Genomic DNA, 15,965 nt, shown 5'->3' with positions numbered 1-15,965 from the left:
TCTCCTTTACGCATCTCTGAATAACGCTGTTCCGATTCGTATAAAAGTTGCACCTTCTTCAACTGCGATTGGGAAATCGTTACTCATTCCCATGCTAAGTTCTGTACAAGGAGCAAAAGATAAATGTTTCTCATTTACGGTCATTTGCAGCTCTTTTAATTCTCTAAATGTTGCATGTAATACTTCTTCACTTGCCCCAAAAGGTGCCATAGTCATTAGACCGACGATTTGAATTTTGTCCAAATCAGCAAGTTCTTGAATGAAAGGTAAGACGTCTTCTTTACGAAAGCCGTGCTTGCTTTCTTCCCCAGTTATATTCACTTCAACAAAACAACGAATAACTTTCGTTGCTCTTTTTTGAATTTCTTTGGCTAGACTCAGACTATCTAATGCATGAAAATAATCTATCTCATTAATAATTAATTTTACCTTCCTACGTTGTAAATTACCAATTAAATGCCACTGAATATCATTAAATTTTTCCAATCCAGCTTTCTTTTCTAGTAACTTATCTACTCGGTTTTCAGCTAAATTCTGGACACCAAGCTGAACAAGCTCTGCTGCTTCCTCAATTCCTACTGATTTAGTGACGCCAATCATTGTCACATCAGCAACAGAGCGCTGTGAGCTTTTGCATGCTAGCTGAAGTTGATTATTAATATTTGTTAAGTTTTCAGCTATCATTTCTAATCGATGCTCCTTATCGTTTTCTGCGGAAAAATGGTGGCGTACTTAATTCGTCATCATTGTGATTTGGTTCTTCACGGTGGAATGTGTCAAATTCTTTTTTGTCTACTTGTTCTAATGAAGATTCATCAACTTTTGGACGTGTATTTTGTTCTCTGCGAATATCCCAATCGCCAAAAGCACTTGCTTCTTCTTGTGATTTTGGTTGATCCATTTCCACAGATTGAGTTGTTTGTTGCATTGGTTGAACCGCTTGTCTTGTTTGACGGTGCGGTTTTCTATCCTTTTTTGATTCATCAATACCTGTAGCGATTACTGTTACACGAATTTCGTCGCCTAAATCTTCGTTGATTGATGTACCTAGGATGATGTTCACATCACCTGAAGCAGCATTTGTCACGATATCTGAAGCATCTTGCGCTTCAAACAAGGTCATATCTAAGCCACCAGTAATGTTTAATAAGACTTGTTCCGCACCATCGATTGATGTTTCTAACAATGGTGAAGAAATAGCTTTTTTCGTTGCTTCAATTACGCGTTCTTCGCCGCTCGCTACACCAATTCCCATTAAAGCTGTTCCTTGGTTTTCCATCACTGTTTTCACGTCAGCAAAGTCCAAGTTTACGTAACCTGGTGCAGTGATTAAATCTGAAATCCCTTGAACACCTTGACGTAATACATTATCAGCTTCTCTAAATGCTTCAAGCATTGGCGTTTTCTTGTCAACGACTTCTAATAAGCGGTTGTTTGAGATAATTAGTAGTGTATCAACGTTTTCTTTTAATAAGGCAATTCCTTCAGCGGCAAAACGACCACGTTTTGGACCTTCAAAACTAAATGGACGAGTTACTACACCAACTGTTAAAGCGCCTAATTCTTTAGCGATTTTTGCAACTACTGGGGCAGCACCTGTACCAGTTCCGCCACCCATACCAGCAGTAATGAAAATCATATCCGCGCCTTGTAATGATTCTGAAATCACTTGTTCACTTTCTTCTGCAGCTTTTTGGCCAACTTCAGGTTGTGAACCAGCACCTAAACCACGAGTGTATTTAGGGCCTAATTGAATCACTGTTTCTGCTTTTGAATGTTTTAATGCTTGAACGTCTGTATTGGCTGTGATAAATTCCACGCCTTTAACGTTTTCTTCGATCATACGGTTTACAGCGTTTCCGCCACCGCCACCTACACCGATAACTTTAATGACTGCACCGTTGTTAATGTTATTGTCTAATGAAAATTCCATGATATCGTATCCTCCTGTTTGTGTGATTAGTCGAAAATGTTCGAGAAGAAGTCTTTGATTTTGCCTGTCACTTTTTCACCAGACTCACGTTCGTTGAATTCTTCGTATTCTTCTTGAGGCTGTTCAGCATATGTGTCATAGCGAACTTCTTGTTGGACAGCGACTGATTGTGCTGGTTTCGATTTTTCACCAGGGATTGCATATTTGGCAATGTGATAAATATCGTTTAGTTGCGCTGAATATTCCACAATGCTAATGACATTAGCAAAGACTGGGTTACGTAAGCCCATGTGATTTGGTACGTATAGTTTTACGTTGGCTTCAAAAATTTCTTGCGCCAAATCGACAATACCTGGCATACTAGCGGCGCCACCAGTTAACACAACGCCTCCAGGTAATTCAAACGCATCAATTTCATCCAGAACTTCTTTTGATTTTCTCAAAATTTGTTCCACACGCGCTTCAATAATTTCTGAAAGGTAACGTTCGTCCACTCTTACAGGCTCTGACTTACCGATAACATCAACAGGAAACTCTTCGTTTGCTGAAGTTCTTTCTGGATAAGCATCCCCATAATTAATTTTTAAGGCTTCGGCGTTGTTAAAAGAAGTATTCAATACGATTGAGATATCTTTCGTGATGAACTCGCCGCCTTCTTGGTTAACATGAGTAAATTTCAATTGTTTGTCGTGGATAACAGATGTCGTTGTTTGACCGCCACCCATATCAATGACAATTGTTCCAAAGTCTTTTTCGCCATCTGTTAAAATTGTTTCCGTTAAAGCAAGCGGTGTAATCACTAATTCGTTAATTCCTAAGCCAGCTTTTTCAACACATTTACGGATGTTATGGATGATTGTTTTTGGTCCAGTATAGACAACGCCAAACATCTCCATGCGAACGCCAAGCATTCCACGTGGGTCTTTGATGCCTTCAAAGCCGTCGACGGTAAAGTCTTGCGGTAAGATTGCAACAATTTGACGTTCAGGAGGAGTTGAACGAACCAAAGCTGCAGATGCGACGTTGCGCACATCCTCATCTGTAATTTCTTTTGATTCACTGCTAACAGCTATCATTCCTTGACAGCTTTCTACTTCTAATAAATTCGCTGGTAATCCAACATTTACGCTTTTAATTTGAATGCCGGCTTTTTCTTCGGCTTGTCGAACGGCCCGTTGGATTGCTTGAACTGTTTGATCAATATCGACGACAATCCCTCGATTCAAACCGTCTGATTTTGCATTTCCAACGCCGATGATGTTCATTTGACCTTCAATATATTCAGCGACAACTACTTTGACAGAAGTTGTACCAATATCGAGGCCTACATACATTCCTGTTTTTGCCATGAACGGAATTCCTCCTCCTATTAATTCCAATATCTAAGCGGACAAAGGCGTCCGTTTAACTATCTCTTTTTTAGTATTATTCACTTCTTCCAATTTTACCATAAAAATGGGGGTTTTAGAAAGCAGATTATACGAATTTGTTCGTTAATTTTTGAAACATTTTTGTAAAAAACTTATTCTGCTTGTTGCACTTCTTGATTTTCTCCATTTGTCGGCGTACCGTTATTCGCTTCATCCGTTGCTACGCCTGCATTTGGGTCCACAACTTCTTGATTTTCAACCGCTGAATCTTCGGAAACTTCACTGCCCGTTTCTTCACTTTCTTTTTCATACGGATAAGAAAAAATGCCGACTTCCATATCAACGATTCCAGGTTTGTCCATTTGTTCGGCTACTTGTGAATAATAAGCCATTTTCTCACTTAAATCAGAAATATTAACAATCACTCGGTTTCCATCATTCATATAGACATTAATCAAGTCTTTATTGGTTTTGGATGGTGCATATTTAATTTCTGAAATTCCTTGTTTAATTTCTTGAGGTAATTTGTTGTAAGAGGCCATTAATTCAGGGATTAATTTATCCTCTTTGAAATTCTCAAAAATTGGTTTGCCACTTTCAGCAGCCTTGGTGGTTTCCGCCAAAGTTTTACCATTCTCTAAAATCGGATGATAGCCGCCTTTAGTCGCAGCAAGAGCGACAATTTGATACTCTTGAATATCAATTTTAAATGAATTAATACCATTTAACTTAATGTTCGCCTTTTTTATAATTGGAAACTTTTTCTGAATATTTGCAGAAAAATAATTTCTATTTGAATACTGCTCCCATAAGCCACTGCCCGTTTCAAGTTTTGACTGCTGAATAATCGCTTGACTCTCCACACTTTTGTTACCTGAAACTGTTACTTCACTCAATCGACTAAGAGGCGAAACAAAATACAATGCCACTAAAATGGCTGTCCCTAAACAAGTTAAAATAAAGGCTAAACGCCTATATAAGCGCTTGTTCCGTGTTTTCTTAACGTTCGGTAAACGATCTGCAAAATGCTCCTCTTCTTCCACTGTTTCTTGTGGAAGATGTTGTTGAGGCTCTTCTTGACTTTGTTCTTGTAAAGTGATGGTGACTTCTGCTTGTTCGTTTTCACCTTTTGAAGCAGCTTCTTCCGCTTGCTTCTTCAAATATTCTTGGTTTTGTTTTTGCCAAGGTGTCAGTTCAGGTTGAGACTCTTCCGATTTTTTTGGAGGTAATGGTTTTCTTTTTTTGAATATATCGTTCTCGTTACTAATCTTCCACACCTCCTATCTCAGACTAACGTTTTCACAACTTGATACAAACGATCACTTGCATCTGGGATGCCTTCCCCTTTGGACGCCGTTGCCATCTGTTGTCTTTTTTCATTGTTTAATAAAATATCATCAATTGCCGCAACTAAACGAGCGCCGGTCAATTCTGCATCTGGAATCATTTCAACAGCACCAACTTTTACTAAGCTTTGCGCGTTTTTCGTTTGATGATCATTCGTGACGTAAGGACTCGGAATTAAAATTGCTGGTAATCCTAATGCGGTGAACTCCGCAATTGAGGTTGCTCCTGCACGTCCCACCATTAAATCGGTATTAGCCATCACTTCAACCATTTTATCAATATACGGTTGCACACTTATGTTTGTCAATTTCTTTTCAGAAAGCTTTAGACTTTCTTGAAGTTCCTGATAATATCTTTCTCCTGAAGCGTATAAAACTTGATACTCTCTCTCTTCAAACAAAGGAAAGGCCTGTTCAAACGCTTGATTGATTTTCAAGGCACCACGACTTCCGCCAAATAAAACCACCGTTTTCTTTGCTGGATCCAAGCCAAACTCTGATAAAATAGCTGACTTTTCCACCGTTACGACTTCTTGTCCCCGCGGGTTCCCTGTTAAAATTGTTTTTTCTTTCGGGAAAAAACTAGCGACATCTGGAAAACAAATCGCAATTTTATCCACATAACGACTTAAAAATTTATTTGTCATTCCGGGGATACTATTTTGTTCATGAATAATTGTCGGTATTTTTAATTGGTGGGCCGCATAAACCACTGCACCAGAAACATAACCGCCTGTACCAATGACCACATCTGGTTGAAATTCACGAATAATTTTTTTTGCTTTATTAATGCTTGTTAAAAATAAATAAATTGTTTTAAAATTTTGAGGACTTAGCGAACGCTTGAATCCTTGAATTTTAATCGTTTTAAATGGAATTTTCGCCTTTGGCACAATTTGACTTTCTAGACCATTTTCTGTTCCCACATACAAGAATTCTGTTGCAGGTGCTTCTTTTTTGACGTGTTCGACGAAGGATAACGCAGGATAGATATGCCCACCTGTGCCACCACCAGTTACTAGTATCTTCATTTTCTCACATTTCACTTTCTTTTAATTGTTGAACAGCTTGCATAAAGGCTTCCCCGCGTACTTCGAAATTCGGGTATTGATCCCAACTTGCGCAAGCAGGTGATAGTAAAATAGTATCATCTTTTTCCGAATAATCAAAGGCAATGGTAACCGCCGTTTGAACATTTTCAGCAAATAAAATTGTTTCAATGTTCGCTTTTTTAGCAGCTTCCGCCAATTTTTCTTTAGTTTCTCCAAATAAAACAATTGCTTTGAGTCCCAGCAGAGCAGGAACCAATTCATCAAATGAGTTACCGCGATCCAAGCCACCCGCAAGTAAAAGTAGCTTTTGGTTGTCAAACCCACTTAACGCCATCTCTGTAGCTAAAATATTGGTTGCTTTTGAATCGTTATAAAAACGTCTTTGCTGAACTTCGCCAACAAATTGCGTTCGATGGGGAACGCCTGAAAAGTTTGTCAAAGTTTGTCTAATCTGAGCATTCGATACATTTTTTAATTTAGCTACACAAATCGCTGCGAGTGCATTTTCAATATTGTGACTACCAGGAATCCCTAGCTCATCGGCGGGCATAATATATTCTTCATTGAAATATAATTTCCCATCTAAAAGATAAGCCCCTTCTACTGCTTCTTTCGTTGAAAAAGGCAATACGTTGGCTGCTGTGGTTTTAGCTAACGTTTGAAGCTCTACTTGATTCCAATTTAAAATCAAGGTGTCCTCTACGGTCATGTTTTTTTGAATGGCCCATTTTGCAGCAACATATTCTTTCCGCGAACCATGATAATCCAAGTGTGCTTCAAAAATATTTGTAATTACTGCAATTTGTGGGTGAAACGTCTCAATTCCCATTAACTGAAAACTAGAAAGTTCCATCACAAGATCATCCTTGGCCGTTGCTTCTTGAGCCACCGTACTCGCTGGAAAACCAATATTTCCCGCCAAACGTGCCTCACCAGCCGTTCTGTCAGCGTTTAGCAGTAAACCAATCATCGTGGTCGTGGTTGTTTTACCATTGGTGCCCGTAATGCCGACAATTGGACATTCGGCAATTTGACCTGCTAATTCCACCTCAGTTATGATAGGAATTTTCCGAGTTAGTGCTTCTGCCACAAGTGGATTTGTATAAGGAATACCAGGATTTTTAACGATTAGTTCAAATTCTTCATCCAACAATTCAATTGGATGCCCCCCTGTAACAACACGAATACCCAAGGTTAATAAATCTTGGGCGTCAGGGTTTTGATCAAATTGTTTTGCGTCATTAACGGTAACGAGCGCACCTAACTCATGTAAGAGTTTCGCTGCGCTGACACCACTTTTAGCTAGTCCTAAAACCAACACTTTTTTGTTTTGATAGGTTGTTATTTTTTTCATTGTCAATTTCCCCTTTGATAGATTAGAAAAGAATCCATAATGTGATTCCTGAACAGATTAAACCGACAGACCAAAAGACAAAATCAATTTTCCATTCAGACCAACCACACATTTCAAAATGGTGATGAATTGGTGACATTTTAAAAATCCGTCGACCAAATAATTTAAATGAAGCAACTTGTAAAATAACACTTGCTGTTTCACAAACGTAGACAAGTCCAATTAAAAGTAGCGTCCATTCTTGATGCAAAATAATTGAAATTGCTGCTAACAATCCACCTAATGCTAATGAACCAACATCACCCATGAAGATTTTTGCTGGTTTTCTATTATAAGGGAAAAAGCCAATCAGCCCACCAATTACACTTAGGCAGATAATCACAACATCAAATTGTTGTTGTTTCCAGGCAATAATTGCATAAGTACCAAATGAAATTGTTCCTAAACCAGCAACTAAGCCATCAATCCCATCTGTCAAATTCACGGCATTAGAAAAACCGACTAACCAAAAAATAATAAACACACCATAAAAAATACCTAACGGAACTTCTGCTACTCCAAACAAATCTAAGGTGTCTGAAAAGCCTTCACTTCGATAAACAAAGTAGAAAACCAACCCACCAAAAATTTGACCAATTAATTTTTGACGAGAATTCAAGCCCATGTTCCGTTTTTTAAAGACTTTAATGAAATCATCTAAATAACCTAACAAACCGTATAATACTAAAATAAATAGAATAATTAGTAGAGACGGCGTAAATTGGTGGAAAAACAACCCCATTGCTAATGAAGTAATCAAGCTGGCTACAAGGAAAACGACTCCCCCCATTGTAGGGGTACCTGTTTTCACGCTATGCCAAGTCGGGCCATCTTCACGAGTAACCTGCCCTTGTTTTTTCATTTGAAAATAGCCAATGAATAGTGGCATTACGCTCACTGTAATGGCAAAACTCACCACTATGGGAATAAAAATCTGTGTCCACTCCATGTTATCTCTCCTAATATTCTACGTTATTATTCTGTGCCTTCTAAAGTCACGGTTAATTTTTTCTCCGTAATTTCAGTTTCAGCAGCGATACTTTGTTTCGTCACATAGCCTTCACCTTTAAACTCGACAGTCAAACCTAATAGATCACCAAACTTGGTAACATCGCTCTTCGACCAGCCGGTTAAATCAGGCATATAGTTCGTTCCATTTGTGATCAAAATCAATTTTTGATTAGGCATTAATGTTTGACCAGACGGCGTTGATTGTTTCTTGATTTTTTCACCATCACCGATAATCACAGGATCCACCCCGTTCACTTTGGCATTGGCCAACGCTTCCGCTGGTGTCATATTTTTATAATCAGCAACTGTGACTTTATCAGAAGCTACTTTCGTTGTTTCCGGATCTGTCTCTTTAATGTCTAACGCTAATTTCATTAATGGATTTGCAATTGCCGCCATTGCTTCTGAAGGCGAACCTGATTTTGCTTGTCTAAGTGTAATATACAAAACATATTCAGGATTATCCGCTGGGACCATTTCCACTACAGAAGACAAGACTTGACTTGCTCCATCAACGTACCCTTTACCATCTGAAATCTGGGCAGTTCCTGTTTTGGCAGCAACATGATAGCCTGGCACTTTATAAATATCATACGCAATCCCGTAAGTCGGGTCTTCAACAGTATCAATCATGTACGTACGAATCTGTTGAGCTGTTTGCGCTTTGATTGGGGTTCCTACGATTTGTGGTTCCGTAATCGTTTCTTTTCCTGTATTTTTGTCAACAATTTTGCTGATGTAATGAGGTTGCAACATTGAACCGTCATTTGCAATAGCTGAGAAACCTTTCATCATTTGGAAATTAGTAACCGTAATCCCTTGACCAAAAGCTGAATTGGCCCGATCAACAATATTATTATCTGGAAGTTTCCCAGTGTGTTCTGAAGTTAAACCTGAATGTGTGCTTGAACCAAACCCAAATTTTTTCAAATATTCGACCCACTTGTCGCCACCCATTCGTTGTTCCAAGTTCACCATTCCGATATTACTAGACCAAGAGATAGCTTGACGATAAGTTAAAGACGTTTTGTCTTTTAAATTGCCGACATCATGGTCGTTAATCGTGGTGTCACCAACAGTGATACCACCTATACGGTTAAATGATTCATTTGGATTAAACAATCCTTGCTCAATAGCAGCCGCCGACGTAAATAATTTAAGCGTTGAGCCAGGTTCATACGGACTTTCAACCAATAGGTTCTGCCACGTGCCATTATTGTCTAATCCTTGTTTCGTTTCAGGATTAAATGTTGGCCGTTGAGACATGGCAACAATTTCGCCTGTTTTTGCTTCCATTAACATGGCAGTCATGGAAACTGGTTCATATTTTTCATTAACTTGCGTCATCAAATCTTCTAAGGTATTTTGCAAGCGACTATCTAGCGTTGTGTAAATATCTTGACCATCCACTGCTTTTTTCTCTTCCGCCACAGTTCCTGGTAAGGCATTACCGTAAATATCTTTTTCAAAATACACACGGCCATCGGTTCCGCTTAAAATATCATTATAGGCCTGTTCTAGTCCCATCGCGCCTACTAAGCCTTCTTTATCATCATCTGGATTGGCTGCTTTTGTATAGCCAATAAAGTGAGAAGCAAACTGCCCATTGGGATATAATCTGGCTGGATGTTCATTGAAATAAACACCTGAGATTTTTTTCTTTTTCAAATCTGCTTCAATTTTTTGGCGTGTTTCCAAGGTGATGTTTTGACCACCCGTACCAAATTCCACTTGATATTGTGTTGACCCATCTTCATGGATCCCATTATTCAAGTATTTCAATGCTGTTTTTTTGTCTAGTTTGGTATATTTCGCTAAAATTTCAGCAATATCATCGAAGTCTTTTTTCTCCGCATATAGCTTTTCATTATTTTGTCCCGTATATTTTTTTGATAATACGACATATAACGAATAGGAAGTAGCATCTTCTGCAATTGGATTACCATATCGATCTAAAATTGATCCTCGCTTAGCTTTTACCACTTGGCTTCCTTCATATAGAGAAGCTGTTTTTTCCTTTAGTGATACACCGGCTACTTTGCCTGTTGCCACAATGTATGTCGTTCTAAAGGCAAATAAAAAGAACAATCCAATACTCGTAGCGAATAAAATGATGCCTACTTTTTTACGATTGTTCATCGGATTTAAGTTTTTCTTTTTCATGAATTGTTTAAATTTATGTCTTTTACTCATTATTTAACAGTCCTAACATTGTCGCCGTTATTTTCTAGTCCTTGTTTTTTAGCGACATCTTTGATTCGATCTGATTTAGAAAGTTCGCTTCTTTCTTGTTCCAATTTCAAAGCGTTATCTTCCTTTTCTTTAATGACTGCTTGTGTTTCTGTAATATCGTTCATGGTTTGGACAATTGTCGTTCTTACTTGAATTGTCGCAATTGCAATACCAATCGTTGCACAAACTAATACAACACCGATTAATTTTTCTAGTAAAGAGACATTTTTTAGTTTCTTTTTGGGTAATAGAGTGGGGACAGGTAGTGTTTCCTCTTGCATTTTTCTGTCTTGCTCTGTTGCCACAGTTGGCTGATCCATTTCTGGTGCTTCATAATGGAAATCATTTACTTTCTTCAATTCAGCCATGTGTCTACCCCTCTCTCTATCTAGATTTTATTTTTTCGGCAATGCGTAACTTCGCACTTCGTGAACGATTATTCTCAGATAACTCACTGTCACTTGGTAAAATTGGTTTTCTGGTAATTACTTTTAATTCTGGTTGAAATTCTTCTGGTACCACTGGAATGCCTGGTGGCAAATCTTGTACCGTACTGTATTCTTTAAACATTGTTTTAACAATACGATCTTCTAACGAATGGAACGTAATCACACTGATTCTGCCATTTTTCGCTAGCAAATCAATTGCTTGTTCTAGCGACTCTTCAACTGCCCCTAATTCATCATTAACGGCAATGCGAATTGCCTGGAAAATTCGTTTTGCAGGATGTCCACCTTTGCGTCTTGCTGGAGCTGGAATCGCCGTCTTAATAATCTCAACGAGTTCACCTGTTGTTTCAATTGGTTGCTTTTCGCGAACACGTTCAATTTCTCGAGCAATCTGTTTCGAAAATTTCTCTTCCCCATAACGAAAGAAAATTTTTACTAACTCACTATAGCTATACGTATTCACCACTTCGCGAGCCGTCAAGGGTGCGTCTTGATCCATGCGCATATCTAAGGGTGCGTCTTGATGATAGCTAAAACCACGTTCTGCTTCATCTAATTGTGGTGAAGAAACACCTAGATCGTATAGAATTCCATCAACATGGAACACCCCGTGTTCTGCCAATTCTTCTTTAATATTTCTAAAATTTGATTTGATGAAGGTCACTTGACCTTTGTCTACATATTTCTGCAAACGAGTCTTAGCATGTGCCAACGCTTTTTGGTCTTGATCAAAGGCATATAAATGACCGTGCTCATTCAATTGTGTCAGTAAGTATTCACTATGTCCGGCACCACCGAGTGTGCAATCTACGTATACGCCATCCGGCTTCACTTGTAATCCATCCACTGTTTCTTTTAAAAGAACGGTGTAATGGCGAAATTCTTCAGTCATCATTTGCCTCATTCCTAAAATCCAAAATCAATCATTGTTTCTGCTAATTCATCAAAGTTTTCTTCAGCTTCATCAGAGAATGCATGCCAACGTTCGTCACTCCAAATTTCAATTCGGTTAGAGACGCCGATAACAACACAGCCTTTTTCTAAACTGGCATGTGTTCGTAAATTCGCTGGAATATTGATACGACCTTGCTTATCAATCTCACATTCTGTTGCAGCGGAATAAAAGAATCGTACAAAGGTACGTGCATCTTTCTTAGCTAAGGGCATTTCTTGAAGTTTTGCTTCAAGTTGTGACCATTCATTTAAAGGATAACCAAATAAACAGCCATCCATCCCTCTCGTTACCACAAATTTTTCACCAAGTTCCTCACGAAACTTTGATGGAACGATTAGGCGGCCTTTGGCATCGATATTATGTTGGTATTCACCCATAAGCATAGCCAATACACCCGCTTTTCCACTTGATAGAACAAGTCTACCACATCCCACCACTTTCTACCACTATAAATCTAAAAACTTCTATTTTTTAACTGTTATTTAAAATTTCTGTAATATTTACAGGGTTTTATGTAACAAGCATCACCCAACAAAAAATGTTATTATAACAAGGTTTTTACTATGTTTTTTATAAAATAACCCCACAAATAACAAAAAAACCCCACGGAGTGGGGAGTTGTGGGGGACATTTTCCCACAGCGTATTTCCCCTATTGTCTCCACGCTTTATTACAGTAGATAATGACTGATATTTAGCAAGATAAGCAACACATACAACACAAGCGTTAGTAAAAACGTCAACCGCCAAAACATCTTGAAATATCGTCTATATAAAATCTCTCCATAATAATAAGCTTGAAACAGGGCAACAGCGACTCCTAATAACAAAATAGAAATCACAAAATACGGCATAATCGATTCATCGTAACTATCTTTGGATAACTCATGGATCCCTATGAATAAAAACGGAATGGCCAAATCCGGTGCTTTTATTTTCCAACGTTCCGTTAGGGAAAAAGTGGACACGAGAAAATTGCACGCAAAGAGCACAATTACCGGAAAAATATACCAAAATAACATTATTGCCGAAAACGACACCATTCTCTCAACAAATCCTTTCATTCCACCTGCTATAACTATACTTCATCAACGTTACACAGATGTTTCATTTCGTTTAAATATATGTGCTAAAAGCCCTTTTTGCTTGCTTTTTCATATAAAAAACGGATTACTTATCAAACCATTTTCAAAACGAGGCCTCACCTATCGCGGCCACTTATTTTTGAATGTTTTTTATAAGCTTTTCTTCTCGTATTGTGTCATACTTCTATTATAATGGATTTAGAACAAAAAATGTTGATTCGGGGTGAATCTTTTGATTAATTATTTATTATTGAAAAATGACTATTTTGAACCTTGTTCACCAGACGATGAAGCCCTAAGTTGGATTTCGGTAGAATCTCCTACAGAAGAAGAAATCGAGCGTCTCGTCAATCAATACCACTTACCAACAGATTATCTTACCGGCGTTTTAGATGATGAAGAAAATGCTCGAGTGGAAGGCTTCCGCCACGAAAAATTACAAACGCCTACGTTACTTTTATTTCGTTATCCCAAAGCTAGTATCAGTCCTAGTGGCTATCTGCAAGTAGAAACGGTGCCGATTGCTTTAATCGCAACCATCGATAACAAACTAATTACTGTTAGCAACGGGCCTAACGACATCGTTCATGGGATTCAAAAAGAGGCGTTCACCCATCAAGATCTTTCTATTGAGAAGGCCTTAATTTTAGCCCTTTCATGGAAAATGGCCCTTTCCTTCAATAAAAACTTACAAGCACTTATCCAACAAACCAACAAACTTGAAGGAGAGCTCCAAGTAGCCACAGAAAATAGTCAATTGTATCAGATTATGGACATTCAAAAAAGTCTAGTTTATTTCGAAGCAGCTTTAACGGATAATTTAAAAGTATTAAAACGTTTATATAGCGCTGAAATTTTTAATCATCCAGAAAAACATTTGCCATTTTTAAGGGATATTCTGATTGAACTAGAACAAGGACTGAATACGACTAAAATACAACTAAAATTAGTTGATAACATTAGTAATACTTTTTCAGCAATCGTTTCAAATAACTTAAATAATGTCATGAAAATTTTAACATCCTTAACAATTGTCTTGACCATTCCGACCATCATCGGAGGAATTTACGGCATGAATGTGAAACTCCCTTTTGCAGAGCATGAATATTCCTTTTGGATTATTTTTGCCATCACTACCTTAATCTGCGTAATTAGTATTCGAATTTTAAAGAAAAAGAATCTCTTATAACTTTAGGTTGCTGTTTTCAGGAAAAGGTTGTACACTATTAGCAGAAATTAAAAAGGACGTGTCATTTATGAACGACAAAGAACAAAGTCGCTTTTCAAAAATCACGAAAGTCGTGGTTTGGCTAATGCTGATCGCAATTGTAGGTTCAACTGTTTTAACAGCGATTCTTAGTCTTTAAACTGGAGAACTTTTTCACACATTAAAAGTAAAAAAACAGCCCCTTCTATCAATTGAAGGGGCTGTTTTTTTACTTGCTCAAATAGAGCGGCTATTTTTTCGCCATCGCCAACAGCTCTTGTGCATGTTCAATGGTTAATTTCGTAATTTCACTTCCTGCGAGCATACGTGCAATTTCGTTTACTCGCTCTTTTTCAGATAAAATTCGGACGCTTGTTTCTGTCCGACCCGCCACAATTTCTTTTTCAATAAAATAATGTTCATCGGCAACGGCCGCCACTTGTGGCAAGTGCGTGATACACAACACCTGCGAATTTTCTGAAATTTGATAAATTTTATCGGCAATCGCCTGTGCTACACGGCCACTGACTCCTGTATCCACTTCATCAAAAACAATACTAGTGATCCCTTGCGTTTGAGAAAAGATTGTTTTCATAGCCAACATCACTCGCGAAAGTTCTCCGCCAGAAGCCACCCGAACTAACGGTTTTAATGGTTCCCCTGGGTTAGTAGTAATATAAAATTCTACTCCGTCTAAGCCATTTTCTTGTAAATGCTCAAGTTCTGTAAAGCGGACTTCAAATTCAGTTCGCTCCAAATATAGTTCTTTTAATTCGGTTAAAATTTGTTGTTCAAGCTCTTTGGCTAGGCGCTTTCGTTCTTTTCGTAAAGCTAATGCTTGTTGATGAGCCGCTTGTTGTTTCTTTGCAAGCAACGCTTCTAAGTCGCCTGTACCACCTTCCAAAAAATCAGCCTCTGCTAACTCTTTGGTAATTTCTTCATAGTAAGATAAAATCGTTTCGATCGAATCACCATATTTACGTTTCATTTGACGGATTAATTCCAAACGATTTTCTACTTCATTCAAGCGGCCTTCATCTAGTTCTAAGCCATCAATCAACCTAGAAAGATCTCCACTGGCTTCTTGTAGTAAATAGTAAGCATTTTGAACAGTATCTGACAATGATTTATATTCTGGATCAAGGGATTCAATCGAAGCGAGTTCATTCATACTTGTTCCGATTTTATCCAAACTACTATCGTCTTCACCATTTAGCGCGGCATAACTAATCGTCAGTGCATCAGCAATCTTTTGAAAATTGTTCAGTTTATTGCGTTCTTCTAACAATTGTTCTTCTTCGCCAGCGACTAACTGTGCACTAGCAATTTCATCACTTTGAAAATGAAGCATGTCCATTCTTTGGGCAAATTCTTTTTCATTTTTTTGTCGCTTTCTGACTTTGGCTTCGAGTGCGCGATACTCTTGATACGCCTGTGTATATTTTTCTTTGACTGCTAAAAGTTTTTTCCCACCAAATTCATCTAACATATCAATATGGCGTTCACTTTGCATCAATTCTTGATGTTCGTTTTGGCCATGAATATCTACTAAATATTCTCCAATTCTTTTTAAATTAGTAATGTTGACAATCCGTCCGTTGACACGGCAAACATTTTTACCAGAAGCGGAAATATCTCGTTGAATCACTAAAGAATCTTCTTCTGTTTCAATACCTAATTCTTCTAATAATTGCTTTAATTCTTGACTTTTCGGCATTGAAAAAAGTCCTTCTAAGGTGCATTTATTTGCTCCTTGACGAATATAGTCACTGGAGCCACGTCCGCCTGTGAGTAATCCCATTGCATCAATAATGATGGATTTCCCCGCACCCGTTTCTCCCGTTAAAACGGTCATACCCATTTGAAACTCTAATTGTAACGAAGAGATAATCGCAAAATTTTTCACGGAAAGTTCTTGTAACATCTTGTTCAC

At 38.1% G+C, this 15,965-nt stretch carries 15 protein-coding genes; 2 read left to right on the top strand and 13 right to left on the bottom strand.

All coding sequences use genetic code 11. The annotated features are described in order from the left end of the window. Window positions 1-6: 6 nt before the first annotated feature. The 12 genes from IGK82_RS04075 to IGK82_RS04020 form a co-directional block, all read right to left on the bottom strand. Entirely contained in the window at window positions 7-684 is a 678-nt protein-coding gene (locus IGK82_RS04075) for a YggS family pyridoxal phosphate-dependent enzyme (RefSeq protein ID WP_002358890.1), read from the bottom strand. A gap of 16 nt (window positions 685-700) precedes the next feature. Continuing rightward, a complete protein-coding gene (gene ftsZ / locus IGK82_RS04070) occupies window positions 701-1,933 on the bottom strand; it encodes a cell division protein FtsZ (RefSeq protein ID WP_002355899.1) in 1,233 nt (410 codons plus the stop codon). A 26-nt stretch (window positions 1,934-1,959) separates the two neighbouring features. Further along, window positions 1,960-3,282, bottom strand: a complete 1,323-nt coding sequence (gene ftsA / locus IGK82_RS04065; RefSeq protein WP_002355898.1) for a cell division protein FtsA — start codon at window positions 3,280-3,282, stop codon at window positions 1,960-1,962. A 173-nt stretch (window positions 3,283-3,455) separates the two neighbouring features. Beyond that, window positions 3,456-4,580, bottom strand: coding sequence for a cell division protein FtsQ/DivIB (locus IGK82_RS04060; RefSeq protein ID WP_002368241.1), 1,125 nt, complete (start codon window positions 4,578-4,580; stop codon window positions 3,456-3,458). An 8-nt stretch (window positions 4,581-4,588) separates the two neighbouring features. Next, on the bottom strand, window positions 4,589-5,680 hold the full coding sequence (gene murG / locus IGK82_RS04055) for an undecaprenyldiphospho-muramoylpentapeptide beta-N-acetylglucosaminyltransferase (protein WP_002355896.1): 1,092 nt from the start codon (window positions 5,678-5,680) through the stop codon (window positions 4,589-4,591). A 4-nt stretch (window positions 5,681-5,684) separates the two neighbouring features. Beyond that, a complete protein-coding gene (gene murD / locus IGK82_RS04050; RefSeq protein ID WP_002355895.1) occupies window positions 5,685-7,055 on the bottom strand; it encodes a UDP-N-acetylmuramoyl-L-alanine--D-glutamate ligase in 1,371 nt (456 codons plus the stop codon). A 22-nt stretch (window positions 7,056-7,077) separates the two neighbouring features. Next, window positions 7,078-8,043, bottom strand: a complete 966-nt coding sequence (mraY, locus tag IGK82_RS04045) for a phospho-N-acetylmuramoyl-pentapeptide-transferase (RefSeq protein WP_002355894.1) — start codon at window positions 8,041-8,043, stop codon at window positions 7,078-7,080. 26 nt (window positions 8,044-8,069) lie between these two features. Continuing rightward, window positions 8,070-10,298, bottom strand: a complete 2,229-nt coding sequence (locus IGK82_RS04040) for a penicillin-binding protein (protein WP_010777493.1) — start codon at window positions 10,296-10,298, stop codon at window positions 8,070-8,072. Then, window positions 10,298-10,705 (bottom strand): cell division protein FtsL, encoded by a 408-nt coding sequence (gene ftsL, locus IGK82_RS04035; RefSeq protein ID WP_002358883.1) that lies wholly within the window; start codon window positions 10,703-10,705, stop codon window positions 10,298-10,300. Before ftsL ends, IGK82_RS04040 begins: the two co-directional genes overlap by 1 nt. A 16-nt stretch (window positions 10,706-10,721) precedes the next feature. After that, window positions 10,722-11,678 (bottom strand): 16S rRNA (cytosine(1402)-N(4))-methyltransferase RsmH, encoded by a 957-nt coding sequence (rsmH, locus tag IGK82_RS04030; RefSeq protein ID WP_002355891.1) that lies wholly within the window; start codon window positions 11,676-11,678, stop codon window positions 10,722-10,724. Between the two features lie 14 nt (window positions 11,679-11,692). Continuing rightward, complete coding sequence (gene mraZ / locus IGK82_RS04025; RefSeq protein ID WP_002383402.1) at window positions 11,693-12,178, bottom strand: division/cell wall cluster transcriptional repressor MraZ; 486 nt, start codon at window positions 12,176-12,178, stop codon at window positions 11,693-11,695. 233 nt (window positions 12,179-12,411) lie between these two features. Next, window positions 12,412-12,804, bottom strand: a complete 393-nt coding sequence (locus tag IGK82_RS04020) for a DUF3397 domain-containing protein (protein WP_430605154.1) — start codon at window positions 12,802-12,804, stop codon at window positions 12,412-12,414. A gap of 244 nt (window positions 12,805-13,048) precedes the next feature. Here IGK82_RS04020 and IGK82_RS04015 point away from each other — a divergent pair, with 244 nt between their 5' ends. Beyond that, window positions 13,049-14,014 carry a magnesium transporter CorA family protein gene (locus tag IGK82_RS04015; RefSeq protein ID WP_002387038.1) on the top strand — a complete coding sequence of 322 codons (966 nt, stop codon included), beginning with the start codon at window positions 13,049-13,051 and terminating at the stop codon, window positions 14,012-14,014. 67 nt (window positions 14,015-14,081) lie between these two features. Then, a complete protein-coding gene (locus tag IGK82_RS04010) occupies window positions 14,082-14,192 on the top strand; it encodes a DUF4044 domain-containing protein (protein ID WP_002383399.1) in 111 nt (36 codons plus the stop codon). 90 nt (window positions 14,193-14,282) lie between these two features. Here IGK82_RS04010 and recN read toward each other — a convergent pair whose 3' ends face one another. After that, a complete protein-coding gene (gene recN / locus IGK82_RS04005; protein WP_016622703.1) occupies window positions 14,283-15,956 on the bottom strand; it encodes a DNA repair protein RecN in 1,674 nt (557 codons plus the stop codon). Between the last annotated feature and the right edge of the window lie 9 nt (window positions 15,957-15,965).

It is taken from the genome of Enterococcus sp. AZ197 (genome assembly GCF_050556405.1).
Taxonomy (GTDB): domain Bacteria; phylum Bacillota; class Bacilli; order Lactobacillales; family Enterococcaceae; genus Enterococcus; species Enterococcus faecalis.
Note: the sequence above shows the minus strand (reverse complement) of the source record. Positions and strands in the feature narration are given on the sequence as shown.

Coding starts and splice junctions, on each gene's coding strand:
- IGK82_RS04075 (WP_002358890.1), bottom strand. CDS start 684: ATGATAGCTGAAAACTTAACAAATATTAATAATCAACTTCAGCTAGCA.
- ftsZ (WP_002355899.1), bottom strand. CDS start 1,933: ATGGAATTTTCATTAGACAATAACATTAACAACGGTGCAGTCATTAAA.
- ftsA (WP_002355898.1), bottom strand. CDS start 3,282: ATGGCAAAAACAGGAATGTATGTAGGCCTCGATATTGGTACAACTTCT.
- murG (WP_002355896.1), bottom strand. CDS start 5,680: ATGAAGATACTAGTAACTGGTGGTGGCACAGGTGGGCATATCTATCCT.
- murD (WP_002355895.1), bottom strand. CDS start 7,055: ATGAAAAAAATAACAACCTATCAAAACAAAAAAGTGTTGGTTTTAGGA.
- mraY (WP_002355894.1), bottom strand. CDS start 8,043: ATGGAGTGGACACAGATTTTTATTCCCATAGTGGTGAGTTTTGCCATT.
- IGK82_RS04040 (WP_010777493.1), bottom strand. CDS start 10,298: ATGAGTAAAAGACATAAATTTAAACAATTCATGAAAAAGAAAAACTTA.
- ftsL (WP_002358883.1), bottom strand. CDS start 10,705: ATGGCTGAATTGAAGAAAGTAAATGATTTCCATTATGAAGCACCAGAA.
- rsmH (WP_002355891.1), bottom strand. CDS start 11,678: ATGACTGAAGAATTTCGCCATTACACCGTTCTTTTAAAAGAAACAGTG.
- IGK82_RS04020 (WP_430605154.1), bottom strand. CDS start 12,804: ATGAAAGGATTTGTTGAGAGAATGGTGTCGTTTTCGGCAATAATGTTA.
- IGK82_RS04010 (WP_002383399.1), top strand. CDS start 14,082: ATGAACGACAAAGAACAAAGTCGCTTTTCAAAAATCACGAAAGTCGTG.
- recN (WP_016622703.1), bottom strand. CDS start 15,956: ATGTTACAAGAACTTTCCGTGAAAAATTTTGCGATTATCTCTTCGTTA.